Raw genomic sequence first — 26464 nt, forward strand, 5'->3', positions numbered from 1 at the left:
ATTTATTAAGGGTTTAAGCGTGTAATTTGCCAGCTGTTGTCTGCTTGGCGCTGATACATAAAGCGGTCGTGCAGGCGGTGTGCCCCACCTTGCCAAAACTCAATTTTTTGCGGTACAACACAATAGCCACCCCAAAAGTCAGGTAAAGGAATTTCACCTTTAGCAAACTTGTTTTTCATATTGGCAAAGGTTTCCATCAACACTTTACGCGATGAAACTGGGCGACTTTGTGCTGATGCCCACGCTGCTAGCTGGCTTTCTTTAGGGCGAGATAAAAAGTACTTAGCCACCGCAGAAGTAGGTAAAGGTTTAGCCTCGCCATACACAATTACTTGGCGTTCCATAGGGTGCCAAGGAAAGTGCAGCGATATTTTATTATTACCTTTAAGCTCCTGCGCTTTGCGCGAACCTGTATTAGTAAAAAACACAAAACCATCATTATCTAAATGCTTAAGCAATACAATGCGCTGCGAAGGCTGCCCGGTATCATCAACTGTCGCCACTACCATAGCGGTTGGATCAGGTAAATTACTTGCTACAGCGTGCTCAAGCCAGGTTTCAAACTGTTTAAACGGATCATCAAGCAAGTTATCTTCGCTTAACGCGTTTTGCAGGTATTCACGACGGATATCTTCGAGTTTCATAATAAATCCTTTAAATAAAGCGTTAGAAAAGAGCTTAGAGTAACGAGCTTAAATAGTGATGCTAGTAACAACAAACATCAAGCTTTAGGTACATTCGATACCGGTAAACACAAAATTTTTAGTGTATGCGATAGCAATAAACATCGAGCTTTAGGTATATTCGATAGCAATAAACACAGAGTCTCAAGTTTATGCGATAACAATAAATACAGAGTATCAGGTGTATCGTTGGGTTTCGTTTCATTCAACCCAACCTACGGTGTAAAGCGTTACATCTGCAAGTGTAGGAGTGCTAGCAAGGCGGTAGAACTATTTATGCCAAGGAGCATACGGTTTGTATGTGACTTAGGCTAAAAAAGCACGACAACGCAGCTAAAGCGAACTACACGCAGCAGACAGTTCACCTAAGTAGTTTAGCCTAAGACAAGGCGTCCAATCCGGCTTATCCCTATGAGCATACGGTTTGTATGTGATTAGGGTAAGTCGGATTGGATAACGCAGTATTAGGTTAAAATACGACGGTGATTACATTTGCTCCATGACTTCAATGCCTAGTAAGTCTAATCCCGTCTCTAATGTTTTAGAAACCAAATTACATAACACTAAACGGCTATCACGTACGTTTGGCTCTACGCCTTCTTTAAGTACTGGGCAGGCTTCGTAGAACGTCATATATAAGCTTGCTAGTTCATATAAGTAACCACATAGTACGTGTGGTGTGGCTTCGCTGATCATTAAATCAAGTACTTCTTCAAGCTGCAGTAACTTAAGCGCTAGCGCTTTTTCTTGCGGCTCTACGATAGTAACGTTTGAATTTAGTGTAGCTGCATCAACGCCTGATTTACGAAAAATACTGCGTATACGCGTATAGGCATATTGTAAGTAAGGTGCTGTTGCGCCTTCAAAGCTTAGCATGCTGTCCCAGTTGAAAATATAATCACTGGTGCGGTGCTTAGAAAGGTCGGCATATTTAACTGCGCCAATACCTACTTTGCGGGCAATTTCGCTGCGCTCTTGCTCTGATAAATCAGATTCACGCTCGGCTAATTTTATTGCTGCGCGATTAATCGACTCTTCGAGTAAATCGGCAAGTTTAACTGTGCCACCGGTACGGGTTTTAAATGGTTTGTTGTCGGCGCCCATCATGGTGCCAAACGGGCAAAACTCATAGCTAGTTTCATCGCGTAAAAAACCAGCTTTACGTGCTGTAAGCTCTACTTGGTTAAAGTGCAGGCTTTGGCGCGCATCAACAAAAATTAAGATACGATCGGCACCCAACTTATTTGAGCGGTAATCACATGCGGCTAAATCTGTAGTTGCATATAAAAAGCCGCCACCCGATTTTTGTACAATAAATGCCGATGGTTCGCCATCTTTGTTTGCTAGTTCATCTAAAAATACAACCTGTGCGCCTTGCGACTCCACGGCAATATTTTTATCTTTTAATAAACTAATAATGTCATTTAGCTCAGCGTTGTATGCGCTTTCAGCCATAATATCAGCTTGTGTAAGCGTTACATTTAAGCGCTTATATACTTCTTCAGAGTGCTTAACTGAAGTGGCAATAAAAAGCTTCCACAGTTTTTCACAATGCGCGTCGCCGCCTTGTAATTTAACTACATAATTACGTGCTTTGTCGGCAAAGCCTTCTTCATCGTCAAAACGTTTTTTAGCGTCGCGGTAAAAGGTTTCTAAATCGGCAAGTGCTACTGTATCTAAATCTACGCCTTGGCTAATTTGATCTTCTAAATGCGCAATCAACATACCAAATTGTGTGCCCCAATCACCCATGTGATTTTGACGCACAACGCTATCGCCTCTAAATTCAAGCGCACGCACAATCGCATCACCAATAATGGTTGAGCGTAAATGGCCTACGTGCATTTCTTTAGCAAGGTTTGGCGATGAGTAATCAACAACCACTTTTTGTGGATTAGCGTGTTCATTAACCGCTAATTTTGCATCACTGTTCGCCGCTTTAACGCTTTGTGCTAAAAATTCAGGCTTTAAATGAATATTTATAAACCCTGGGCCGGCAATTTCAGTTTTTTCGGCAATGTCGCTTACATCTAGGTTATCAATAATTTTTTGCGCAAGCTCTCGTGGGTTGCTTTTCATTTTTTTAGCCGCGCCCATGGCAGCATTAATTTGGTAGTCACCAAATTGTGGACGAGTACTTTGTGTAACTGCTGGGTTAGTATCTGCTGGTAAGCCTACAGCTGTCATAGCGGCAATGGCTTTTTCTACTAAAATAGTACGAATGTTCATATTTTTTACCTTAATAAGCCCGCCAAAGCAGGCTTTTAAAATTTTACTAAGCTGGCTTTAGTTTTCGCGTGTATGGCTAAAGGTGACTTCTGGGTAGCGCTCTACTGATAAATTAAGGTTTACACGGCTTGGCGCTATGTAAGTTAAATTATCGCCGCCATCGAGTGCTAAATTACTTTCGCACTTGCGCTTAAAGTCTTCAAACTTTTTAACGTCGTCGCTACTTACCCAGCGGGCTGTATTTACGTTAACCCCTTCGTAAATTGCATCTACGTTATATTCTGCTTTTAAGCGCGCTACAACCACATCAAACTGAAGTACACCTACTGCGCCTACAATTAAATCGTTGTTTATTAGCGGTCTAAATACCTGTACAGCACCCTCTTCTGAAAGTTGTACTAAGCCTTTTAATAACTGCTTTTGCTTAAGCGGATCACGTAAACGAATACGGCGGAATAATTCCGGTGCAAAGTTAGGAATACCACTAAACTTAAGCTTTTCACCTTGAGTAAAAGTATCACCTATTTGAATCGTACCGTGGTTATGTAAACCAATAATGTCGCCAGCAAATGCATCACCTGCGCGCTCACGATCGCCAGCCATAAACGTAACCGCATCAGAAATACTTACTTGTTTGCCAATTCGCACATGATTCATTTTCATGCCTTGGCTGTATTTACCCGACACTATGCGCATAAAGGCAATTCGGTCGCGGTGTTTCGGGTCCATATTGGCCTGAATTTTAAATACAAAGCCAGTAAAGTTCTCTTCAGTGGCAACTACTTGGCGGTCTTCTGTTTCACGTGGTAATGGCGTTGGCGCCCATTTAGTTAAGCCGTCAAGTACATGGTCAACACCAAAGTTACCTAGTGCTGTACCAAAATAAACTGGCGATAGTTCGCCGGCTAAAAACAGCTCTAAATCAAATTCATTGGATGCGCCAATAACCAGCTCTAGCTCATCGCGTAATTGCGCGGCAAGATCGTCACCAATAGCATCAACCAGTTCTGGGTTATCTATCCCTTTAATGGTGCGCACGTCTTGAATTTTATGACCTTGGCCAGTTTTATATAAAACCGCTTCATCGTTATGAATATGATAAACACCTTTAAAGCCTTTACCGCTACCAATTGGCCAAGTAATAGGCGCACACGCTATTTTAAGCTCGGTTTCAACTTCGTCAAGCAGCTCCATTGGGTCGCGTATATCACGGTCACATTTATTCATAAAAGTAACAATTGGCGTAGTACGCAGGCGTGTTACTTCCATTAATTTACGCGTACGGTCTTCTACACCTTTGGCCGCATCAATAACCATTAAGCACGAATCGACTGCTGTTAGGGTACGGTACGTATCTTCTGAGAAGTCTTCGTGTCCAGGTGTGTCGAGCAGGTTAACCAAGGCGTTTTTATACGGAAACTGCATTACTGAGGTAGTAACAGAAATACCACGCTCTTTTTCCATGTCCATCCAGTCAGATTTAGCATGCTGGTTAGAGCCACGGCCTTTTACTGTACCGGCTTTTTGGATAGCTTGTCCGAATAAGAGTACTTTTTCGGTGATGGTGGTTTTACCCGCATCTGGATGCGAAATAATCGCGAAGGTACGTCGTTTATTAATTTCACTGAGGAGATTTTGCTCTGCCATTAAAAAAGTTCTTTTAGTTTGAATACGGACATTTATGTATGCTGACGTTTCAGAGCTAATATTGCTCAACCCCGAAAGCTCAACACACCCTAGGAAGAACCCAATTTGGCTCCTCACACGCGATCCGTTATGTTAATCGTAATTGAAGACTATTTTCGCTGATCTTCACTCTATAAACAATCAATGCTTAGTTATTAACTGATTCTTTTTTTATTAACTCTCCCAGAGCGCGTATTTACTCAATTATTGTCCTAAATTGTGCTTAGTTATAAATATTACCAGCACAATAAACAAACGCTAAGCTTGAGTAATATAGCTGTAAAACATATTATTACTAACATTACATGGAGGATGTGTTGTTTGGTAATGAAAACCAGTAAGTTAAGCATTAGGTTATTATGGTATATAACGCCGTTAGTTATACTTCCGCTGTTATTTTTAGGTGGTTTTACGCTAACTAATGTAACCAACTCAACACAAAAACAAGCTGATTTAATTATGAGCCGGTTTGTTGAACAACAACAACAAAAAGTATTTAACTATATTGACTCATTTCAATCCACTGCCAAGCTATTATCCACCTCACCCGTATTGAACGATTTTTTAGCTAACGATTTACATGCTGATGGTGGCTACACCTATCGCCTAGGTGCGTTAATGGATGTGTTTGCCAGTTATAGCGAGGCCTATCCCGATATTATTAGCATTAACTTAATGTCGGTAAATGGCAAAAGCGATGCCTACTACTCAAGTAATTTAAGCATAGCGCCAAAATCGTATCCTTTTTTTGACAAAGTACAGCAAAGTAATTTAAGCCAACAGCAGTTTATGATGCAAAAAGCAGATGGCACCACCAGCTTGTATTTTATTCAGCGTATTTATAGCATTGACTACTATCTTAAGCGCCCACAACAGCTTGGTTTTATAGTACTGCATATTGATCCTTCTATTCTTAACACCAGTATTTTAGAAGCCCCCTACAACAACACCCTCAACTTACTCGTTAGTAATGAGGGGAAAATTTTATTTAGTTCCGATTATAATATTCGTGGCCAATATATTAGCGAATTTGAGCTCAACCAAGTACATAACTTAGCCGACATTGGCTCTTTATCAACCATAGAGCTTTCGAGTATAGATAAAATAGAGCGGATGATTTTTGCGGTGCAAATGAGCGGTGGTTATTATGTATCGACTATTCCTAAAGCCGTTTTGTATCAATCGGGTAAGGCTATTAGCTTAATTACCGGCTTAATTGTTATTATTTCGGTTATTACGCTGCCAATACTTATTTTTATTGTAGTGCGTAATTTATTACTTAATCCTATTGAGCTATTAGGTGCAGCTAGCCACCGTGTAGGTGATGGCGATTTAGGTGTTTCACTGCCCGCGCACACCGATGATGAAGTAGGCATATTGTTTAACGACTTTAATCACATGGTTAATCAAATTAGGCATTATCAAGAGCAATTAGAAGAATATAAACATCACCTCGAAGACAAAGTAGAAAGCCGTACCAAAGCGCTAGAAACCATGAACAGCCAGTTAGAGCTTGCGATTGGCCAAGCAGAGCAAGCAAATCAACTTAAAAGCCGCTTTTTGGCTAATATGAGCCACGAAATTCGTACCCCACTCACCGCAATAATGGGCTTTACCGAACAGCTTTTACATAACGATAAAATCACCAACAACAAACAGCATTTAGGCACTATTTTACGCAACTCTAAGCATTTACTAGAGTTAATAAATAACATTTTAGATTTGTCTAAAATTGAAGCCGAAAAAATTGCTGTAGAGCAAGCCCCACTAAATGTAGTGCGCTTAATGCACGACATTGAGTCAATTATTGAACCGCTGGCACAACAAAAAAAGCTAAAGCTTAGTATTAATTATCAACTCCCGTTACCACACACTATAAACAGCGACGAAACCCGCTTAAAACAAATACTGATCAACATTGCCAGCAATGCAGTTAAGTTTACCGAGCAAGGCCATGTATCTATAACGGTTCATTACCTAGCAAGCCAAGAGCTGATGTTTGTAATACAAGATAGCGGAATTGGTATGGTTGAAAGTCAAATTAAGCGCTTATTTACTCCTTTTGAGCAAGCAGACGCTACCACAACCCGTCGCTTTGGCGGCACCGGGCTTGGGCTATGTATTTCAAAAAATTTAGCACAACGTCTTGGCGGTGATATAACCGTTAAAAGTGAATTAGATGTAGGTAGCTGCTTTACTATAACCATAGCCTGTAATTTACAAACGCCATTAGCCGATAACCTGTTTTTAGAGCAATCCAATCAACTCATTCCAGAAAAAGATCCGCTGCTTTCCTTCGCTAGTAATAATTTTGATGCACATATTTTAGTGGCCGAAGATAACCCCGATAATCAATTATTAATAAAGCTGCTGCTGCAAACTTGGGGATTAGAGCCCGACATAGCAAACAATGGCGCTGAAGCGGTAGAAATGGCGCTAGTAAACGACTATCAGTTAATTATTATGGATATGCAAATGCCAGTAATGGGTGGCCTAGAAGCGACTAAAATATTACGCCATGCAGCATACGACGGCCCTATAATCGCACTCACTGCGAATGTAATGAACCATGACGTAGACACATATATTGCTGCAGGATGCGACAAGGCTTTGGCGAAACCTATAGATAAAGATGCCCTAGAAAGCGTATTAGTAAGTTACCTACACCTTGAAAAAGACAATCAAAATAAATGGGACGACATACTCAAAAGTGAAAAATTCCAACAAATAAATGCAAATTACGTCGCTAACCTGCCAACTTATTTAGATGAAATAAAAAGCTTACAATTTTCGGGTAACTTAGTCGCATTACGCACATTAGCACATAATATAAAAGGCAGTGCTGGGTGTTTTAACTTTGATGATATTTATCACTGTGCTGCGCGTTTAGAAGATCATTTAAAAAGCGATAGCAAAGCCGCGTTAAACGAATTAACAGCTAACTTAATTAACGCTATTGAGCAGGTTATTAGTGAGCAAAGTAAGCCGGTATAAGTTATCGGCTTACTGCAACAATATTCTTTATACAGTTATCACTGCAAACTCTTCACTACAAAATATTATTGAAAGTTTAAGCCCAGTGCCATGCCCATTAAAATAGCGTCTTCAAATCCGTTTTTAGCAGGATTGTCGCTTGGGTAATAGTTTTTACGCACTGACATTTCTATAAAGCCTGCATTTTCGTAGAGCTTTATTGCGGGGATATTTGATTCGCGTACTTCTAAAAATAAATTTTCAGCATTTTGCTGCTCACCATAATCAATAAACTGGTTCAGTAGCTGTTTTGCAATGCCTTTTCCTTGCTCGCTTGGGGCAACGCAAATATCCATCAAGGTAAAGTCGGGCCCGGCCTTTTCGCCAATATAAAAACCTACCATGGTATCACCGTTAAACGCTGCTAAATTAAAATAGCGCCCACCAATACATGAGCTCATGGTATTTAACGTCCACGGGTGGCTGTGGCATGCGGTTTCTATAGCCATTAATTGCGGTATAGCGGTTGCGTCTACTGATTTAAAGTTTATCAAGATGGTCACTCATTAAAGCCCATAAAGCACGTTTATCGGCAGTACTTAGCTGTGAATTTGTTAAAGCTAACTGATCGCCATGTAATTGCATTGCCGTGCCTTGTATTACACTATTGATGGTAATGGGGGCTATGGCACGCTTTATATCTGCAAATAACTGGCTTGTGAGCGAAATAGGCTCAGGCGCGACGCTGTTTGCTTTAGTGTCAGTTGCTTTATTATTTATTGGCTGGTTATTAACCGTTTGATAATGCTGATTTAATTCGAGGTTTTCTATACCAAAAACAGCTGCGTAACGTGAATGCATAACGACTCGATGAAATTAGTAAGTAAGGTAATATAAGAAGTAATAAATTCGATGTAAAGAAGAAATGGCAGGGGCGGAGAGATTCGAACTCCCAACCGTCGGTTTTGGAGACCGCTGTTCTACCAATTGGAACTACGCCCCTGCAATACCGACGAATTATAGAGACCTTTGGCCAAAGGTAAAGAAAAAAATCATCTTTTTGGTTTGATTGCCTTTTAAATAAACAAAACGACGAATTAGCAGGCTAATTCTTCATTTTTTAATTACTTAGACTCAGGCAAATATTAATAGCCGAGCACTAAATTAATTATTTTTACGTTTTGTGAATAAAAATATAATAGCAATAAAGTGCTGTAGCTTACTTTATCTCACTGTGCTGATACTACTATTTGTTGTGGTTCAATAAAACTAGGCACTAATTTAGATAGTTTGCTAATAACTTACTGATAGCTTGCTGATAATTTGCTGATAATTATTAGATGGTTTCTAGGCAGCTTTTAGATACTTTTTAAATAGTTTTTACAATTTGAATAACTCAAGCTCCCTGCCTTACTAATTTTAGCATGCTCTTAAATCTTCGCTATTCCCTTTAAACTTGCTCTTGTAGCTAAATTATCACCTTCAAACCATATTGATAAGAACAAAGCGTACTATTCCGCCCCCCTTTGGCTATCGCCTTTTGGCGCATTTTTAGAGCCATGCTGGTGATAATATTACCGGTTACACAAAATAAAATGTAAAGCCGATAGCATTGACACAGAGTCGATTCCTCCTTACCATTGGAATAATAGACCAGTCGTTATAATTTGAGGTGTTTTAGTTATGAGTGAAAAAGTAAAGCCGAAAGACGTTCTAATTGAGACGGCATCACGCTTATTTAGAGTGCGCGGATATTGCGGAGTGGGCCTAAATGACATAATTGAAGAAAGTGGCGTACCTAAGGGCTCCTTGTATTACTACTTTCCAAAAGGCAAAGAGCAGTTGGCGACTGCTGCAATTAACAATACTAAAAGACTTGTTATGGAAGATATTCAAAAAAACTTTGCGGGTGTATCCAATCCAATAGATGCTTTTCAAGCTTATGTTTATGAATTATCCAGAGTGTTTGGACAAGGCGGAACCCCTCTTGGCTCTCCAATTGGCACTATTGCTGGAGAAAAACATTCCACTAGTGAACCTATTCGCTTGGCGTGTGAAGCGACCTTTAAAAGTTGGCAATCTATTTATACTGAAAAGTTTCTTGAAGCAGGCTACACAGAGCAACAGTCCACTAGTTTAGCTACTGTTTTTCATGCGTTAACTGAGGGCGGTATTCTCTTAGCTTTAACAATGAAAACGGGCAAGCCGCTTGAAACAATAGCAGAGCAAATTCCCTCATTGCTTATTAAAAAGTAAATTTAAAAAGTAAATAAAGTATCAATCAACACAGGTCAATTTAGTTAATCAGCGAAGAGAGTTTTAATGTCTACAATTGCATATGAACAAGATAAAACAGTTATAAGACCAGTCCCTATTCTAATATCCTTTTTAATTGCCGGATTCATTGGCTTATTTAGCGAAACAGCTTTAAATATGGCACTTGGCAATTTAATGAGTGAATTAGATGTTGTTTCCTCTACCGTGCAGTGGATAACAACAGGTTACTTACTGACTATGGGGATCCTCATTCCCGTTTCTGCACTATTAATACAATGGTTTAGTACACGGCAATTATTCGTTGCTTCGTTACTTTTTTCGATTATTGGGGCGATAGTTTCCGGTATAGCCCCCTCTTTTAGTGTTTTGCTATTAGGTCGTATTATTCAGGCAATCGGAACCGGCTTATTAATTCCCTTAATGTTCCATACAGCCCTCATCATTTTTCCTGTTCATAAAAGAGGCACTATTATGGGATTGATTGGCCTTGTTATGATGACAGCACCGGCTGTTGGACCAGCTACTTCGGGGCTAATTATTGAGCTGTTGAGCTGGAATTGGATTCTTTGGTTACTCATTCCGTTTCTTGTTTTTTCATTAGTATACGGGCTGGCTTATGTGCAGAACGTTTCTGTTTTGAGTAAGCCTAAAATAGATGTGCTGTCAATTTTGTTATCGACTGTCGGGTTTGGTGGCATTGTATATGGCTTTAGTATTGCGGGTGAAAAAGGATGGGGGAACTTACTGGTAATTAGTACCATTATAATTGCGCTAATCTCTCTTATTATATTTTCGTTAAGACAGTTTAAACTCGATAAACCAATGTTAGATTTACGTACTTTAAAATATCCAAAGTATACTTTAGGTTTATTGAGTGTATCTGCCACATTCATGATTATTTTATCAACCATGATTCTTTTGCCTTTATATTTACAAATTGGCCTTGGATTAACTGCGCTTACTGCTGGCCTTGTGCTTATGCCAGGTGGAATAATAAATGGGGCTTTGTCTCCGATCGCGGGGCGCATATTTGATAAGTTTGGCTCTAAGTGGCTACTTACACCTGGCTTTATTATTATGATTATTACGCTATGGAATCTGTCGAATGTAACCACAGAAACCTCTATTGCAATGGTTATCTTTTTGCATTCATCTCTCATGATTGGCGTAACATTAATTATGATGCCTGCGCAAACAAATGGTTTAAATGAGCTCCCCAGAGAACTATATGCTGACGGGACCGCTTTAATAAACACTTTACTGCAAGTATCAGGCTCAATTGGCACCGCCTTGGCGATTACAATCATGTCGGCTTCTCAAAATAGTTTTTTGGAAAACGTGGCCGATCCATCAGCGCCCTCTGCAGTAAGTAGCTCATTAACAGCGGGTGTACAAACAGCGTTTATTTTGGGAATTGTACTTGCGATTAGCGGGTTAATTATGTCGTTCTTTATAAAGTCATCTAAAAATACTTAAAGTAATATTAGCAACAAAAAAGCCCATGAAATCATGGGCTTTTATTTTTATATACTGATAATACTAGCTAGTAGCTAACGCGCGATTATTCCCACTCAATAGTTGCAGGTGGTTTACCCGAAATATCGTAAACAACTCGCGAAATACCATCAATTTCATTAATGATACGGTTTGAAACCACACCTAAAAATTCATATGGTAAATGTGACCAGCGCGCGGTCATAAAGTCGATAGTTTCCACGCAGCGCAGTGATACAACCCAATCGTATTTACGCGCATCACCCATAACCCCTACCGATTTAACCGGTAAAAACACAGTGAACGCTTGGCTTACTTTATGGTAAAGCTCTGCTTTGTGAAGCTCTTCGATGAAAATAGCATCGGCGCGACGCAGTAAATCACAGTATTCTTTTTTAATTTCGCCAAGTACACGCACACCTAAACCTGGTCCAGGGAAAGGATGACGGTAAAGCATGTCGTACGGTAAACCTAGCTCTAGGCCAATTTTACGTACTTCATCTTTAAATAACTCACGTAGTGGCTCAACTAGGCCCATTTTCATGTCAGCTGGTAATCCGCCCACATTGTGGTGCGATTTAATTACGTGTGCTTTACCGGTGGCAGATGCCGCAGATTCAATTACGTCTGGATAAATTGTACCTTGCGCTAACCATTTTGCATTTTTAAGCTTTTTAGCTTGCTCATCAAATACATTAATAAACGTGTGGCCAATGGCTTTACGCTTATCTTCTGGGTCTGACTTACCAGCAAGGTCATTTAAAAATTGCTCTTCGGCTTCAACTTTAACAATGTTTAGGCCAAACTTATTACCAAACATGTCCATAACTTGCTGGCCTTCGTTTAAACGAAGTAGGCCGTTATCAACAAATACACAAGTTAGCTTTTCGCCAATTGCACGGTGAATAAGCATAGCCACAACCGATGAATCAACACCGCCCGAAAGACCTAAAATAACTTCGTCATCGCCAACCGTTTCTTTAATGCGCTCAATGGCATTATCGATAATTTTTGCTGCAGTCCATAATTTTTCACAACCACAAATATCAATAGCAAAACGCTCTAATAAACGCTGCCCTTGATGTGTGTGCGTTACTTCTGGATGAAACTGTACGCCGTAAAAGCGTTTTTCTTCGTTCGACATTGCCGCATGCGGACACGTAGATGTTTTAGCTGTGGTTTTAAAGCTTTGTGGAATATCCATTACTTTATCGCCATGGCTCATCCATACATCTAGTACGCCATTGCCGCCGTCGGTGATATGATCTTCTATCGCATCAAACAACGCACAATTACCCACTTTTTCTACTTGGGCGTAACCAAACTCTTTTTTATCAGAGCTGTGTACACTGCCGCCAAGCTGAGCTGCCATAGTTTGCATGCCGTAGCAAATACCTAGTACTGGCACACCAGCATTAAATACATATTCAGGAGCGCGTGGGCTGTTTTCAAGTGTTGTCGACTCTGGGCCACCAGAGAGAATAATACCTTGTGGGTTGAACTCGCGAATTTGCTCTTCGGTCACATCCCATGCCCACAGTTCACAGTAAACACCAATTTCGCGCACACGACGGGCAATTAATTGAGTGTATTGTGAACCAAAGTCTAAAATGAGAATTCGTGAATCGTGAATGTCTTTGCTCATGGAGTATCTCGTAAAGTCAGATGCTAAATAATGCTACTGATATAGTGAGTAGCTATTTAAAAAGGGCTAGTAAAACTAGCCCATAAATTGATGTAATTACGGCTGATTAGCCTAAACGGTAGTTAGGTGCTTCTTTAGTGATTTGCACGTCATGTACATGCGACTCACCCATACCAGCTGAAGTAACACGTACAAACTGTGGTTTGGTGTTTAGCTCTTCAATAGTGGCACAACCGGTTAAGCCCATTGCGCTACGCAGGCCGCCCACTTGCTGATGGATAATAGTTGCAATAGGACCTTTGTACGCTACGCGACCTTCAATACCTTCTGGTACTAACTTGTCGGCTTCGTTTGACTTTTGGAAGTAACGATCTGATGAACCTTCTTTTTGATCCATCGCGCCTAACGAGCCCATACCACGGTATGATTTGTAGTAACGGCCTTGGTAAAGCTCTACTTCGCCAGGTGCTTCTTCAGTACCAGCAAGCAAAGAGCCCACCATTACACACGATGCACCAGCAACAAGTGCTTTTACAATATCGCCAGAAAAACGAATACCGCCATCGGCAATTACCGGAATATCGCGGCCTTTTAAGCCATCAACAGCATCTGAAATAGCCGTAATTTGTGGCACACCACAACCCGTAACAATACGCGTAGTACAAATAGAACCTGGGCCTATTCCTACTTTAACCGCATCGGCTCCAGCGTCTGCAAGCGCAACAGCGCCTTCTGCTGTTGCTACGTTACCAGCAATAATTTGTAAGTCTGGGTATTCTTTGCGGGTTTTCGCAACGCGGTCAATAACACCTTGAGAATGGCCGTGCGAAGTATCGATAAGTAATACGTCAATACCTGCTTCTACTAATGCAGCAATACGCTCATCAGTACCTGCGCCAACACTCACAGCAGCACCTACACGCAAACGACCTTGGTCGTCTTTACAGGCATCTGGTTTTTCTTGTGCTTTTTGGTAATCTTTTACGGTGATCATGCCCTTTAGTTTAAACGCATCATCAACCACAAGAATTTTTTCAATGCGGTGTTCGTGCATTAAGCCTAAAATCTCTTCGCGCGCAGCACCTTCGTTTACAGTAACTAGCTTGTCTTTTTTAGTCATAACAGTAGAAACAGGCTGTTCAAGCTTAGTTTCAAAGCGCATATCACGCCCTGTTACAATACCAACAAGATTGTTATCGCTATCGGTTACTGGAAAGCCCGAAAAACCTTTTTCTTGCGACAGCTCAAGTGCATCTGCAATGGTTAAGTCGGCAGTTACTGTAATAGGATAAGTAACAATACCCGCTTCATAGGTTTTAACTTTACGAACGTTTTTCGCTTGTTCTGCAATAGTCATGTTTTTATGAATAAAACCAAGACCACCTTCTTGCGCAAGGGCAATAGCTAAACGAGCTTCGGTAACAGTATCCATAGATGCTGAAACAAGCGGCAAGTTAAGTTTGATTCCACGCGTTAAGCGAGTTGAAATATTTGCCGTATGTGGCAAAACAGTAGAATGACCAGGTACTAAAAGTACGTCATCAAAGGTAAGAGCTTCTTTAGCGATTCTAAGCATTTTGGCAACTTCTCACATGGTGGATCTAAGATAAGGAATTGCGGCCAAATTTTAACAGCGTTGCTGGCACTAGTAAATCATATTTTGTAAATATTTATGATAAACTAGGGTTATAAATAGTTTTTGGTAGTTTTTTATGTTTTCGAAGCCTTTGCAAACGATTTACACCGTGTCACGCCTTAATAGAGAAATACGCGCCCTACTCGAGCAAGGCTTTGCCTCGCTGGTACTAACTGGCGAAATTTCGAACTTTATTACTCCGGCGTCTGGGCATTGGTATTTTTCGTTAAAAGACGATAAAGCACAAATAAAAGCAGCCATGTGGCGCGGCAATAATCGTAACCAAAGTTACCGACCCATTAACGGTGCGCAGGTAACGGTAAAAGCGCGCGTTTCACTTTATGAACCACGCGGCGACTATCAACTTATTGTTGAGCATATGGAACCTGCTGGCGAAGGACAACTTAAGCAAGAGTTTGACGCCCTAAAAATGCGTTTAGCCGCTGAGGGGCTATTTAGCTCGGTTTATAAAAAACCTCTACCGCAAAACATTAACCGTATCGGGGTAATAACCTCTGCAACTGGCGCGGCCATAAAAGATATTTTAACCGTACTAAAACGCCGCGCACCGCAGTTAGAAGTTATTATTTACCCTGCTATGGTGCAAGGTAAAGACGCACATCTGCAGTTAATTAAACAAATAGAGTTGGCTAATATTCGCAGCGAAGTAGACGTGCTTATTTTAGGGCGTGGTGGCGGCTCTTTAGAAGATTTATGGTGTTTTAACCATGAGCAACTTGCACGCGCTATATTTAATAGCCAACTGCCTATTGTGAGCGCGGTAGGCCACGAAATCGACACCACTATTAGCGACTATGTAGCCGACGTACGTGCAGCTACGCCTTCTGCGGCGGCAGAGCTGGTAAGCCCTAATACGCAAGAGTTACATAATAAAGTAACTCAGCTAGTTAACCGTCTTGCTAATGCGTTTAAACACGATATGAGCGAAAAGCGCGCTCAAGCATTACAACTACAGCACAGGTTAAATTTATGCCATCCGCGTAATCAGTTAAATCAAAAAGCGCAGCGCTTGGATGAGCTAAGCATTGCACTACAACAAGCTATGCGTAATAGTTTATATCAACAAGAGCGCACCCTTAATAATTTAACGCCTAGATTAATGCGCCAATCACCCGACAAAAAGCTCACTCAAGCAAGTCACCAACTCGCACAATTACAAACTCGGCTTAACCAAGCAATACAGCAGCAATTACAGCAAGCTAATAACAGCTTAGCACTGCAGGCAAGTCGCCTAGATTCGGTAAGTCCACTTAATGTATTAGCGCGAGGCTATAGTATTACAAAAACAGATAAGCAAAAGGTGGTTAAATCGGTAGCGGATGTAAAAGTCGGAGATACTTTAATTACTGAACTGGTTGACGGCACGTTACACTCGCAAGTACTAAGTTAGCAGCGTCTTACTCTTTAGTGCTCACTATAAAGTCTATCTGTTCATCGGTTGAATTTGACGAAGTGAGCTTAAATTGCTGCCACCATGGCATTAGCGCTAACTTATCGTTCAGCTCGCGCCACTGCACATGCCCTTGCTGATTAGTTTTATCGGCAACTAGGCTAAACTTACAAAGTGTTTGTTTGCACTCTAAACTAGTTAGTTGCGCGGTATTACTTAAATCGCTGGTAATTAAAAAATCAGTTAGCGCGGTTTCTACTTCGTAGCTCCACTGGCTATTTTCATCCTCAGCTATAAACTTCTCTTCTAACTGCTTAGCAAAATCAAGCTGATCTAGTTGCGCTAATTTTAACGCTTGTTCAACGCGTTTAAGTTGTTTGGTTTTAAGCTCAAGCTCATTGGTAAGCGTGGCAATTTTATGCGTATATGGCGCAATACTCTCAGCCTGAAAGTTACCATCGGCAGGGTTAACATGCTCGTCAGTACTATTGAGTGACTCATCGTTAGCTTGCTTTATAACAATACTTTTATAAGGAAACGGCTGGCTTTGTTGCGCTTGAATAGGCATAGAATGTAAAAACAAAAAGTAACCACTGGTTAATCCTACGCCTAAAATAAAACAGCACAGGCCAAGTAAGTTACTTTTGTTTAGCATTTTAAATTGCTCATTACTTTATAGCATAGAGCTAGTATGCGATTCATTTTCAGGCTCAGGTTTAGCTAAAAAGTTTTGGTTCATACTTTTTGCAGGGCATTCGCAATCTGGGCGACCAATAATTTTTGCCGGTACACCTACCGCTGTAGTGTGTGGCGGTACATTACTTAGCACAACAGAGCCTGCGCCAATACGCGCGCCCGCACCCACTTCAATATTGCCTAATATTTTAGCCCCAGCACCAATAAGTACCCCGGCTCTAATTTTAGGATGACGATCGCCTTGTTCATTGCCCGTGCCACCTAAAGTAACCGACTGCAGTATTGATACGTTATCTTCAATTACCGCCGTTTCACCAATAACAATACCGGTTGCATGGTCAAACATTATTCCTTTACCCACTTTACAAGCAGGATGAATATCAACGCCAAATACTTCTGAGCTACGGCTTTGAATAAAACGCGCCAACTCTTTACGGTTTTGCGTCCACAAACAATTAGCTAAACGATGCGCCTGAATAGCATGGAAACCTTTTAAATTTAATATTACCGTAAGGTAAGTTTCGGCTGCAGGGTCACGATCTTTTACCGCTTTAATATCGTGAGCAACGTGCGTTAGCATACGCTCACACCTTACAAACGACTGATCAAATAGCTCACGAATAGTAAATGCCGACACCACCGCATCTGCCAATTTATTAGCAACAATAAAACTCAGCGCCGCCCCTAAACATTCATGGTTCAAAATACACGAATAAACATGGCTCGCTAAAAGAGGTTCGCGTTTTACTACTTCATTTGCTTCGCTGCGAAGCTGTTGCCAAATTTCATGTCGCATATTACTGCCTTTGTTGATCAAAAAGAGCCTTTTGCTAAGTTTAACGGATTTAGCCGATAAGGTGTTAATTCCTTCTTTATTTTATCTGGTTATTAGATATAACCGTAATGAGCATAAGGTAGTACAGCAAAGCCCACATTAGCTTAAATCTGTCACTTGCACGCTATTTTTACCGGCTATTTTTGCTTTATAAAGCAGTTTATCTGCTTCATTAAGTAAATCTTCAGCGCAGCTGTTATTACTTGGTATTATGGTCGCTATTCCCACACTTACAGTAACTATTTTACTTGGTAATGAGTGCTTATTTTCGATATTTAGTGCCTTTAATTGCGTAACAATCCGATCTATGTTGGCCGTTGCTTGTAAAGAGTTTGTATTGCCGTAAATTAATACAAACTCTTCGCCTCCAAAACGTGCACATAAGTCGCTCGGCCTTTTACTATATTGCTTTAACAAGTTAGCAATTTGTTGTAAGCAAACATCACCTTGTTGATGACCATAGGTATCGTTTAACAGTTTAAAATTATCTACATCTATCATCGTAATTGATAAAGGCAGACCTAAACGCTCGCAGCGCCTCCACTCACTATTTAATACGCTATCAAAATACCTGCGGTTAGCAATTTTCGTCAACCCATCAAGTCTTGCCAACTGTTTAGCTTTATTTTCGGCCTGTTTTCGCTCGGTTATATTGTTATGGTTAATAACATAGTATTCACTGTTATTATGACTAAATGGCATCACCCTCATCATAAACCAACGTTGTTCATCATCGCTGTGACATGGATATTCTAAATAAAAATCAGCCTGTTTATGGCTTATTACAGCAGTAATTCCCTTCAAAGCACTGACACCAAACTCATCGCCTTGTTCAGCCGCCTTTTTGCATTCATGTAAATAATTATACTGTTGTGACATAGCTATATAATTACTGCTATTTTGTACGCCAAAAGATTGCCAACTTTTATTTTCATAAATAATTTCACCAACCTTATCAATAACCACAATGTGATCAGGTATGGTATTTAATATCGATCGTAAAAATACTTTGTCGTCTAACATCTCTCCTCCATACCTATTTAATGTCACTTTATTTACTGTAATTAATAACTCAAAAAAGCAGTTTTTAACTAACTAAAAAAATACCCCGAATATATCGGGGTATTTTACTAAGTTAATTTTAATTGTTGCACTAATTACTTACTTAAATACTTTATCTACTGCTATTACTGCAATATTTTTTGCCGGAATAGCTAATTTGTAATCGGCAATCACTTTATCTTCTGCAACAAGCTCTGCTGGTTTATCGGTATTATAAACCATTGGCGATGTTTGCTCAGGCGCTAAACGCTTTTGCATATCAGCGCCGTCACCGGTAATAAATACATAATGGATATTATCGGTTTGTAGATTATCTTTAATAACGCGGTTTACATCCTTTACTGTTAGCGTTTTAAGTTTGTTAGTTACGTAACTTACAAAGCTGTCGGTGTTGTAAAACTCGCTATCAAGTGCATAACCTAGTTGGCGATTTTGGCTTGCCACCATTTGCGGCACAAAGTTAATTAAAAAGTTACGTGTGGCTTCAAAGTCGTCTTCACTCATGCCATTTTTAATTAGCTTATCAAGCTCAAACAAGGCGGTACGAGTCGCAAAATGCGCATCGTTATTAGAGCGAAGTGGGCGTAACCACACTTGAAATATTTGCTCAGAGCGCCCTAGGTTTGCATCAGGCTTAGTTTGAAACATACCACGCGGAAAGTATTCAATGTACGCGTAATCGCCATAGTTCATGCCACGGGTTTCACGAACACGCTCATATAAAAAGCTGTTAGAACTACGGTGCTCACCAAAGTAAGAACGCACTAACCACAGTGCAGTCCAGTCCTCACTACTTCTTATTGTATCAATTGGAAAACCAAACGATACCGCTGTCGACTGCGCACTCTTTTCAACAATAGTAGCATGATGGCCTTTAAGCTCAGGCGCATCAGGAATACTTAAACGGCTTTGCTCGCCTTTAGGCAGGCCTGCTAAATCAGCTAACATAGTGGCTTTTAGTTTTTCCGGTACTGCACCAATTAAGCCAAGTGTTAGCTTAGATTGCGTAAGCTCTGTGTTATAAAACGTTTTAACATCATCAAGCGTAAGTGCTTCTAAATCTGAAATATCACCATAGTTGTAGCTTTCATAAGGATGGCCTTTGTAAAGCGCGCTGTAGAGTACTTCTTTACCTAGTTCTTCATCGTTAGATGCTTTTAAGCCCGATTTAATACCGTCAATTAGCTCTTTTTTAAGGCGCTTAAAGTCATCTTCTCTAAAACCGGGATTAAGTAACTGATCGCTCACTAATGCATACCACTTAGCAGCGTTATCTTTATGAATACGCCCTTGAAACGACAGCATTTCTTTATCTATTTGATAACCAAAGCTACCTGCCAGCGGATAAAGTGCTTGTTTAATATCTTTATAGCTTGTTGATTGTGAGCCACCTTGCGCCAGCATAGCTGCAGTTAATGCGCCAAGGCCTTTTTTACCTTGCGGATCGGCAGCAGCCCCGGTATTGAATAAAAAGTTAACGTCAATTAATGGCGAGCTGTTAGTTTTATCTAGCACTTTAAATGCAGCAGCCTGAGGTGCTTGCTCCAGTTTTGCAACCAGTGCGTTTAAATCAACCTCTTGCTCAAAGTTTGGCGCTTTATCAAGTGCCGACATAGTCACGGTAGTGCGTGCATTATCAACAAAATACTTGTTAGCAATTGCTTTAATATCTTCAGCTGTTATTTCATCTGAGGTTTTATATAGCTGATTTATTACCCTAGGGTCACGCTCAAAATGCATATAGCTTGCAAGGGTTGCAGCAATTGCTTGCGACGAATCTAAACCATTTATAAAGCTGTATTTAAGGTTAGATTTTAAGTCGCTGAGTTTTTGGCTATCTACTAACTCAGTACGCGCTTGGGCGTAGGTACGATTGATTGCATCGCGTACTTTGGCTAAATCGTCTGCTTTTTCTACTTTTACAAATACATGCAGTAAACCCGGATCTTTGGTTTCTGGGTTATAGCTAAACATTTGGCTGGCAATTTGTTTATCTACCACTAGCTCTTGGTATAAATCTGAGTTGTTTGAAAAATAAAGCTGCGAGAGTAAATCAAGCGCAGCTCTGTCTTTTTTAGCCGGCTCCCACGCAGTGCCTTTATACGATACTAATAACCAATGCCCTGGTAAGCCTGGGTTTTGTTGATGACTATACTTTGGCGCTTGCTGTGTTGGCTCTGCTTTAATGTCGGCAACATAGTCACCCTTTTTCCACGCACCCCAGTGCTTTTTAACCATAGCCATAGTGGCTTTTGGGTCTACATCACCCACAATTACAAGTGATACATATTCGGGCTTATAAAATTTGGCAAAAAATTCTTTACCATAAGCCATTTGATCAGGCATGGCTTCTATGTCTTTAAAAAAGCCCATAGTGGTGTGTTTATAAGTGTGTTGCTCAAAGGCCTCTTCGCGTACTGCGCTAAGTAATTTACGCACTGGGCTGGCATTATTTTTTAAGTACTCGCCTTTTACCGTTTGCGCTTCGGTTCTAAATTGCTCTTCGGTATAGGTTAAGTTTTGAAAAATATCAGCTTCAAGTTCAAGTACTTTATCAAGATGCTGCTTTGAAAAGTTTAAATGATAGTTAGTGTAATCGTTGGTGGTGTAAGCGCGGTTATCAACGCCAGAATTTTTTAAAATACTTGAATACACAGCCTCAGGAAATTTTTCAGAGCCTTTAAACATCATGTGTTCAAAAAAATGCGCAAAGCCCGTTTTACCCGCTTGCGTTTCATTACGTGATCCTACCGATACAGGAATTTGCAACGAGACTACATCAGGGTAATCGGTTTTAACCACCATAACGCGCAAGCCATTTTCAAGCTCTTCTAGTAAGTAGTCTTGTGAAAAAACGCCCTCGCCCGTAGTGTTTGTTTGTTGTTGTGTTACTGCTTGGCTCGTTTGATTTTGTTCAATAGCGCAACCCGACAGTGCCAGCGATACCGCTAAACTGGTTGCTAAAAATTTAAATTTCATTGTTTTTCCTTTTATAGCAATCAATTTTAATCGCTAAACGTTGAGCTAGTTTAATAAAAAGTACCATCTGATTATGCCGCAAAGCCGCCAATAATAAGAGCCTAAAGCGTTGTTATTATGTAAACAACTGTATCAAATTTACTAATTGGTAACGAGCTTGTATGAATAAACCTCACTACGATTGAAAAACTTTCATTAAATAAAGCTATCTAGCCATCTAAATGGCTGCTATATTAATTCCATCGTAACAAACTAAGCTGGAATGAGGATTATGGCTTTATCACTTCAAGAGAAAATAGAAGATAGCAATCAAGGCGTATACCTTATTGGTACTACGCCGCCAAAAATTGGTACCGATAAAGCGCAACTAAAAACCATTGCAGAAAAGCTATTGGGTCGCCTACACGAAATTGAATACGACGGCGTAATAATTTACGACATTCAAGACGAAAGCAGCCGTACTAATCAAGCGCGTCCGTTTCCATTTAGGCAAACTGTCGATCCACGTGAATACAGCAACCTATTACGTGGCTTATCGCACCTTGATGTAATTACCTATAAAAGTGTGGCGCAACGCAGTGCGAACGAGTTTAAAGATTGGCTAAGTGAAACTAAAAACGACTACGATTTAAAAAATATTGTTTTAGTAGGTAGCCCATCATCGATAGGCGATATAAAACTAAGCCTACCAGATGCGTATAAAACGCTGGCAGAGCAATCTGATGACTTCTTTTTAGGCGGCGTTACTATTGCAGAGCGTCATTCTAATAAACGTAATGAACACGAGCGCCTAATAGAAAAAACCGCTCAAGGCTGTAAGTTCTTTATTTCGCAAGCGGTTTACGACGCACAAGCAACAATAGAGTTAATAACTAGCTATGCACGTAGTTGTAAAGCACAAGGGCTTGAGCCTAAGCGCCTTATTTTAACTTTTACTCCGTGCGGCGGCGAAAAAACCTTAGAGTTTATGCAATGGTTGGGGATCTCAGTGCCAGAGGCCACTAAATGGCGCATGCTTGATGCGAACAATACGCTGAGTGAGTCGGTACGTATTTGCCGCGAAAATCTCGATTTAATACTTAAAAGCTGTGCGCATTTAAACGTGCCGCTGGGCTTAAATATAGAAAGCTTAACTAACCGTAAAGAAGAAATTGACGCATCAATTAACTTATACCGCTTATTAAAAGCCACCATGGAATTAAATCTAGCTGAAAAGTTAATAGCTTAAGGGCTAAGCATTTAATACAAAACCAGATTAATTAGTTACACTCTTTGGCAAGCCTTATAGCTTGCCTTTTTTTATTTTAAATTTGAGAAGTAACGTATTTAGTTAAAGGTAAGGGGGAATTAGCAGTTATGTGCTAAATGCATTTTGCGCTTTATTATCAATGTTAACTATGTTTACTTTTGTTGCTGGCCGCTTTTGTTACTAACCTTTTGCCCTGAATAGCTTTTTAACGCAGCTCCCATAGCAGCGCACATAACACCAAAAATAACTCCTTCGTTAGATATAAACCTAAAGCTGGTAAAAACATCTAATAAACTTATTATTGCCAGCGATAAAACTAAACCTATGCCTGAATACAGCAACCATATTTTAGTAACTTTGTTCATAAATTAATTCCTTTTAAATGCTAAATTTAGCCTAATACAACCCCGCGGCTATTTTTCGGGGTCGTATTATTTCACTGACAATTGAAAGCCAAAACTAAAAAACTGTTATTTACGTCTTCTACTTGGCTCTCTTTGTCCTGTAATGCGTTTTTTATCGCGGTCTTTTCGTGATTTATTGGTGTTTTTGCGGTTATCTTTTGGCTTTTTGTTTGGATCTGGCTCGTAGCCTGCTAGCCACTGTGGCGTTAAGCGGGTATCTAACAGTACTTCTATTTCTTCAAGTAACCATTGCTCGTCAATACTTACTAGCGACATTGCAAGCCCTTGCTCACCAGCGCGACCTGTACGGCCAATGCGATGTACGTAGTCTTCGGCTATGTATGGCAGTTCAAAGTTAATTACAAACCTAAGTGTCGGAATATCCAAACCACGTGCGGCTACATCGGTAGCAACTAATACACGGGTAATGCCTTCTTTAAAGTTTTGTAGTGCACGGTCGCGTGCGCCTTGTGATTTATCACCATGGATTGACTCGGTTTTTAAACCGTCTTTACACATTTCTTTAGCCAGTTGGTCGGCCATTTGTTTGGTGCGAGTAAAAATAAGCACTTGGCGCCAATTTTTCATGCCGATCATGTGCGATACCAGCTCGCGCTTGCGATCCTCGTCTACTGAGTAAATTACTTGCTCAACCTCAACTGCTGCTGAGTTGCGTTTATCAACTTCAACTAATTCTGGGTTTTTAAGTAGTTTTTTACTAAGCGCAAATACGCTGTCATCAAAAGTCGCCGAAAATAACAAAGTTTGGCGATCGCCTGGAATATGGCGCAATATACGTTTAATTTCGTCAATAAATCCCATATCAAGCATACGATCGGCTTCATCAAACACCAGTGAGTCAACACTTGAAAGCACCACACTGCCTTTAACAATATGATCGAGTAAGCGCCCCGGGGTGGCTACTATTACTTGCGCATCTTTTAGGGCTTTTATTTGTGGGCCTATGCTTGCGCCGCCATACGCTAATGCCCCTTTAATATTGGTGCCTTGGGCATATTTTTCAAAGCTGGCAAATACTTGCTGAGCAAGTTCGCGAGTTGGCGTTAAAATTACCACGCGAGCAACACCTGGCTCATCTTTTTTAGGGGTGTTTAAAAGTTTGTGTAGCAGTGGTAGTACAAACGCTGCGGTTTTACCTGTGCCAGTTTGTGCACTGCCCATTACATCACTGCCCGCTAAAATAGGCGGGATGGTTTTAATCTGAATTGCGGTAGGTTGAGTGTAATTATTTTGCTCAATCGCAGTTAATAACAACGGGTCGAGATTAAGTGATGAGAACGTAGTGGCAGACATAGGCTTAGCTTTAAAATGACAAAGAGCGCTATTGTACTCATATTCACTCATGCCGTAAATTAGAGTGCTTGAGAAAACTATTTAATCGTATTTATCTGCTTTTATTTGTGCCAATAAAAAAGGCGCTAAATAGCACCTTTTAAAATTCATCTCGTTTTTAAGCTGGTTTTAAATTTGCTTTGCGCTCGTTGTAAAAAGCAATCAAATCATCAACCGTAGCTTGGCAGTACTCGCGAATACCCGATACCACCATGTGCTTTTCACCAAAACCCACTTTTTTACCGTTTTCTAGCAAATTAAAGCGCAAAGTAATTTTGCCGCGTTTACCTGCGTATTCAAAACTAGGCTCTGCAAATTCAAGTGTCGGTGCACTAATTTCAACAGTATCAAGATTTATAATCATCGATTCGTAAATAATCATCGGGCGTGCAGGGTTAATCATTACCTCTTGCTTACCCATGAGCGGAATAATCACGTGCGGAAACGCCGCGCCTGAAAACTCAACATAATTTTTAATTAAGCTATTAGTAAGTGCTGGGCATTTGCTGGTTTTACCTTCGCGTTTTACCTTTAAAATTACTTTATCGCCGTTTGTTACATCAAATTCATCGGCCTCTGCAGGGAAGCTAAGTTTGGTATTTTCGTCAACCATACCCGCAAAAGTAAACTCCATGCGTTCACTAATACCGTAACGATCTAATACTAATGAAAAAAGTAAGTCTCCTGGAGCACAAAATTTCTTCGCATCTTTATCGTGAAGTGGGTTGTAATCATCAGCAATACACTTGGCGAAACGACAGCCTTGCTCACGAGAGATCGAAACATAATCAGCATGTTGCTGATAAAAAGGACTTAACATAGGGTGTTCACTACTTAAACGGCTTATAACCTGGCTATACTAACAGAAAAAATAAAATGAGAGGTCGAATCTGTTAGATTAGTTACTAAATAAAACAGAGTAATAAAAAAATAATGACTTTTTATTTATTAGCATTATCGATTATATGTGTTTTTCCGTACTGTAAAGTATCAATAATACGGCAACCACTTTGGCACTACTTAATGGCTTTAAGTGTTATATGTGCGTATTTTGAGGGTTATATAAATTTATATGGACTGCTCAGTACTGGGCTTTACGTTGTTTTATATCACTTTGTGCTATATACAAAGCAAACAATAATACGCGCTATTTTAAGCACTGTGTTTATAGTTTCCTCATTGGCATTAGCGCTTCATTGGGTGCCTGGTTTTAACAACCTTCCTATTGCTATAAACGAGCATATTACCAGCGATGCAATTGCTTTTACCCTTTATGCTAATTTTGATAAAGCTATGGCTGGCCTCTTTCTTTGTGCTTACTTTTATTCAAATATAAAGCCTTTAAAAGCAGAGTCTAAAAAGACGACTTCATTAATTAACCCCCCTATTTTAATAATTATTACTACCATTTTAGCCGCACTTACTGCAGCTTTAATGCTTGGGCTGGTAAGCTTTAACCCTAAGGTTCCTGACTTCTGGTTAGCATTTATTGCTATAAACCTTTTATTTACCTGTGTTGCTGAGGAAGCTTTATTTAGAGGCTTATTACAAACCAAGCTTAGCCAAATTATTACGCCTACCCGCTTGGCAATATTTGCGCCTGTAATTACTGCAGGTATTTTTGCTTTGGCACATTTTGCTGGGGGAGTTAGCTATGTATTAGTTTCATTTATTGCAGGTTTGGGATATGGCTATGTTTTTTATAAAACGCAGCGTTTAGAGTGGGCTATTTTATGCCATTGGTTAGTAAATATTTGTCATTTCTTTTTGTTTACTTATCCTATGCTAAGTAAAACCGAGTGCATATAAAGTCATTTACAAATACTAACAATTTACTCAGTAGTAAACATTG

General features: G+C 40.1%; 20 protein-coding genes and 1 tRNA gene. 6 read left to right on the plus strand and 15 right to left on the minus strand.

What is annotated here, in order from left to right:
* Positions 1 to 5: 5 nt before the first annotated feature.
* From pdxH to prfC, 3 genes are all read right to left on the minus strand, one after another.
* A complete protein-coding gene (pdxH, locus tag AAEY55_RS06835) occupies positions 6 to 644 on the minus strand; it encodes a pyridoxamine 5'-phosphate oxidase (protein WP_011327355.1) in 639 nt (212 codons plus the stop codon).
* Positions 645 to 1169: 525 nt separating this feature from the next.
* Complete coding sequence (argS, locus tag AAEY55_RS06840) at positions 1170 to 2912, minus strand: arginine--tRNA ligase (protein ID WP_089367818.1); 1743 nt, start codon at positions 2910 to 2912, stop codon at positions 1170 to 1172.
* A 57-nt stretch (positions 2913 to 2969) separates the two neighbouring features.
* Positions 2970 to 4559: a peptide chain release factor 3 gene (gene prfC, locus AAEY55_RS06845; protein WP_011327353.1), complete on the minus strand. Its 1590-nt coding sequence runs from the start codon at positions 4557 to 4559 to the stop codon at positions 2970 to 2972.
* A gap of 366 nt (positions 4560 to 4925) precedes the next feature.
* Here prfC and AAEY55_RS06850 point away from each other — a divergent pair, with 366 nt between their 5' ends.
* Positions 4926 to 7592 carry an ATP-binding protein gene (locus AAEY55_RS06850; protein ID WP_350550622.1) on the plus strand — a complete coding sequence of 889 codons (2667 nt, stop codon included), beginning with the start codon at positions 4926 to 4928 and terminating at the stop codon, positions 7590 to 7592.
* A gap of 65 nt (positions 7593 to 7657) precedes the next feature.
* On the opposite strand, the gene rimI is transcribed toward AAEY55_RS06850, so the two are convergent.
* The 3 genes from rimI to AAEY55_RS06865 form a co-directional block, all read right to left on the minus strand.
* Complete coding sequence (rimI, locus tag AAEY55_RS06855; RefSeq protein WP_306288156.1) at positions 7658 to 8125, minus strand: ribosomal protein S18-alanine N-acetyltransferase; 468 nt, start codon at positions 8123 to 8125, stop codon at positions 7658 to 7660.
* On the minus strand, positions 8112 to 8432 hold the full coding sequence (locus tag AAEY55_RS06860; RefSeq protein ID WP_350550625.1) for a hypothetical protein: 321 nt from the start codon (positions 8430 to 8432) through the stop codon (positions 8112 to 8114). Before AAEY55_RS06860 ends, rimI begins: the two co-directional genes overlap by 14 nt.
* A 65-nt stretch (positions 8433 to 8497) precedes the next feature.
* Positions 8498 to 8574, minus strand: a tRNA-Trp gene (locus tag AAEY55_RS06865).
* 680 nt (positions 8575 to 9254) lie between these two features.
* Here AAEY55_RS06865 and AAEY55_RS06870 point away from each other — a divergent pair.
* Both AAEY55_RS06870 and AAEY55_RS06875 read left to right on the plus strand, forming a co-directional pair.
* Positions 9255 to 9827 carry a TetR/AcrR family transcriptional regulator gene (locus AAEY55_RS06870; RefSeq protein WP_011327349.1) on the plus strand — a complete coding sequence of 191 codons (573 nt, stop codon included), beginning with the start codon at positions 9255 to 9257 and terminating at the stop codon, positions 9825 to 9827.
* A 66-nt stretch (positions 9828 to 9893) separates the two neighbouring features.
* Entirely contained in the window at positions 9894 to 11324 is a 1431-nt protein-coding gene (locus AAEY55_RS06875) for an MDR family MFS transporter (protein WP_011327348.1), read from the plus strand.
* Between the two features lie 85 nt (positions 11325 to 11409).
* On the opposite strand, the gene guaA is transcribed toward AAEY55_RS06875, so the two are convergent.
* Positions 11410 to 12987: a glutamine-hydrolyzing GMP synthase gene (gene guaA / locus AAEY55_RS06880; RefSeq protein ID WP_011327347.1), complete on the minus strand. Its 1578-nt coding sequence runs from the start codon at positions 12985 to 12987 to the stop codon at positions 11410 to 11412.
* Between the two features lie 106 nt (positions 12988 to 13093).
* Positions 13094 to 14563 (minus strand): IMP dehydrogenase, encoded by a 1470-nt coding sequence (gene guaB, locus AAEY55_RS06885; protein WP_011327346.1) that lies wholly within the window; start codon positions 14561 to 14563, stop codon positions 13094 to 13096.
* A 136-nt stretch (positions 14564 to 14699) separates the two neighbouring features.
* On the opposite strand from guaB, the gene xseA reads away from it, so the two are divergent.
* Positions 14700 to 16034 carry an exodeoxyribonuclease VII large subunit gene (gene xseA, locus AAEY55_RS06890; RefSeq protein ID WP_089367813.1) on the plus strand — a complete coding sequence of 445 codons (1335 nt, stop codon included), beginning with the start codon at positions 14700 to 14702 and terminating at the stop codon, positions 16032 to 16034.
* A 7-nt stretch (positions 16035 to 16041) separates the two neighbouring features.
* On the opposite strand, the gene AAEY55_RS06895 is transcribed toward xseA, so the two are convergent.
* The 4 genes from AAEY55_RS06895 to AAEY55_RS06910 all read right to left on the minus strand — a co-directional run bounded on the left by AAEY55_RS06895 (position 16042) and on the right by AAEY55_RS06910 (position 21606).
* A complete protein-coding gene (locus AAEY55_RS06895) occupies positions 16042 to 16689 on the minus strand; it encodes a hypothetical protein (protein ID WP_089367812.1) in 648 nt (215 codons plus the stop codon).
* 18 nt (positions 16690 to 16707) lie between these two features.
* Complete coding sequence (gene cysE / locus AAEY55_RS06900) at positions 16708 to 17526, minus strand: serine O-acetyltransferase (RefSeq protein ID WP_011327343.1); 819 nt, start codon at positions 17524 to 17526, stop codon at positions 16708 to 16710.
* Positions 17527 to 17664: 138 nt separating this feature from the next.
* Entirely contained in the window at positions 17665 to 18588 is a 924-nt protein-coding gene (locus tag AAEY55_RS06905; protein ID WP_182677709.1) for a sensor domain-containing diguanylate cyclase, read from the minus strand.
* A 138-nt stretch (positions 18589 to 18726) separates the two neighbouring features.
* Entirely contained in the window at positions 18727 to 21606 is a 2880-nt protein-coding gene (locus AAEY55_RS06910) for an insulinase family protein (RefSeq protein WP_350544560.1), read from the minus strand.
* A 271-nt stretch (positions 21607 to 21877) separates the two neighbouring features.
* Between AAEY55_RS06910 and AAEY55_RS06915 the strand changes: the two genes are divergently transcribed.
* Positions 21878 to 22834 carry a methylenetetrahydrofolate reductase gene (locus tag AAEY55_RS06915; RefSeq protein ID WP_011327340.1) on the plus strand — a complete coding sequence of 319 codons (957 nt, stop codon included), beginning with the start codon at positions 21878 to 21880 and terminating at the stop codon, positions 22832 to 22834.
* 173 nt (positions 22835 to 23007) lie between these two features.
* On the opposite strand, the gene AAEY55_RS06920 is transcribed toward AAEY55_RS06915, so the two are convergent.
* The 3 genes from AAEY55_RS06920 to AAEY55_RS06930 all read right to left on the minus strand — a co-directional run bounded on the left by AAEY55_RS06920 (position 23008) and on the right by AAEY55_RS06930 (position 25432).
* Positions 23008 to 23220: a hypothetical protein gene (locus AAEY55_RS06920; protein ID WP_089367810.1), complete on the minus strand. Its 213-nt coding sequence runs from the start codon at positions 23218 to 23220 to the stop codon at positions 23008 to 23010.
* A gap of 105 nt (positions 23221 to 23325) precedes the next feature.
* Positions 23326 to 24573, minus strand: coding sequence for a DEAD/DEAH box helicase (locus tag AAEY55_RS06925; protein ID WP_041454344.1), 1248 nt, complete (start codon positions 24571 to 24573; stop codon positions 23326 to 23328).
* Between the two features lie 157 nt (positions 24574 to 24730).
* Positions 24731 to 25432, minus strand: coding sequence for a DUF3581 domain-containing protein (locus AAEY55_RS06930; RefSeq protein ID WP_011327338.1), 702 nt, complete (start codon positions 25430 to 25432; stop codon positions 24731 to 24733).
* A 203-nt stretch (positions 25433 to 25635) separates the two neighbouring features.
* On the opposite strand from AAEY55_RS06930, the gene AAEY55_RS06935 reads away from it, so the two are divergent.
* The gene (locus tag AAEY55_RS06935; RefSeq protein WP_244181061.1) at positions 25636 to 26421 is read left to right on the plus strand and encodes a CPBP family intramembrane glutamic endopeptidase; all 786 of its coding nucleotides are present in this window, start codon (positions 25636 to 25638) and stop codon (positions 26419 to 26421) included.
* Positions 26422 to 26464: the final 43 nt, after the last annotated feature.

The organism is Pseudoalteromonas sp. 120-MNA-CIBAN-0494, from assembly GCF_040308885.1.
Lineage (GTDB): Bacteria > Pseudomonadota > Gammaproteobacteria > Enterobacterales > Alteromonadaceae > Pseudoalteromonas > Pseudoalteromonas nigrifaciens.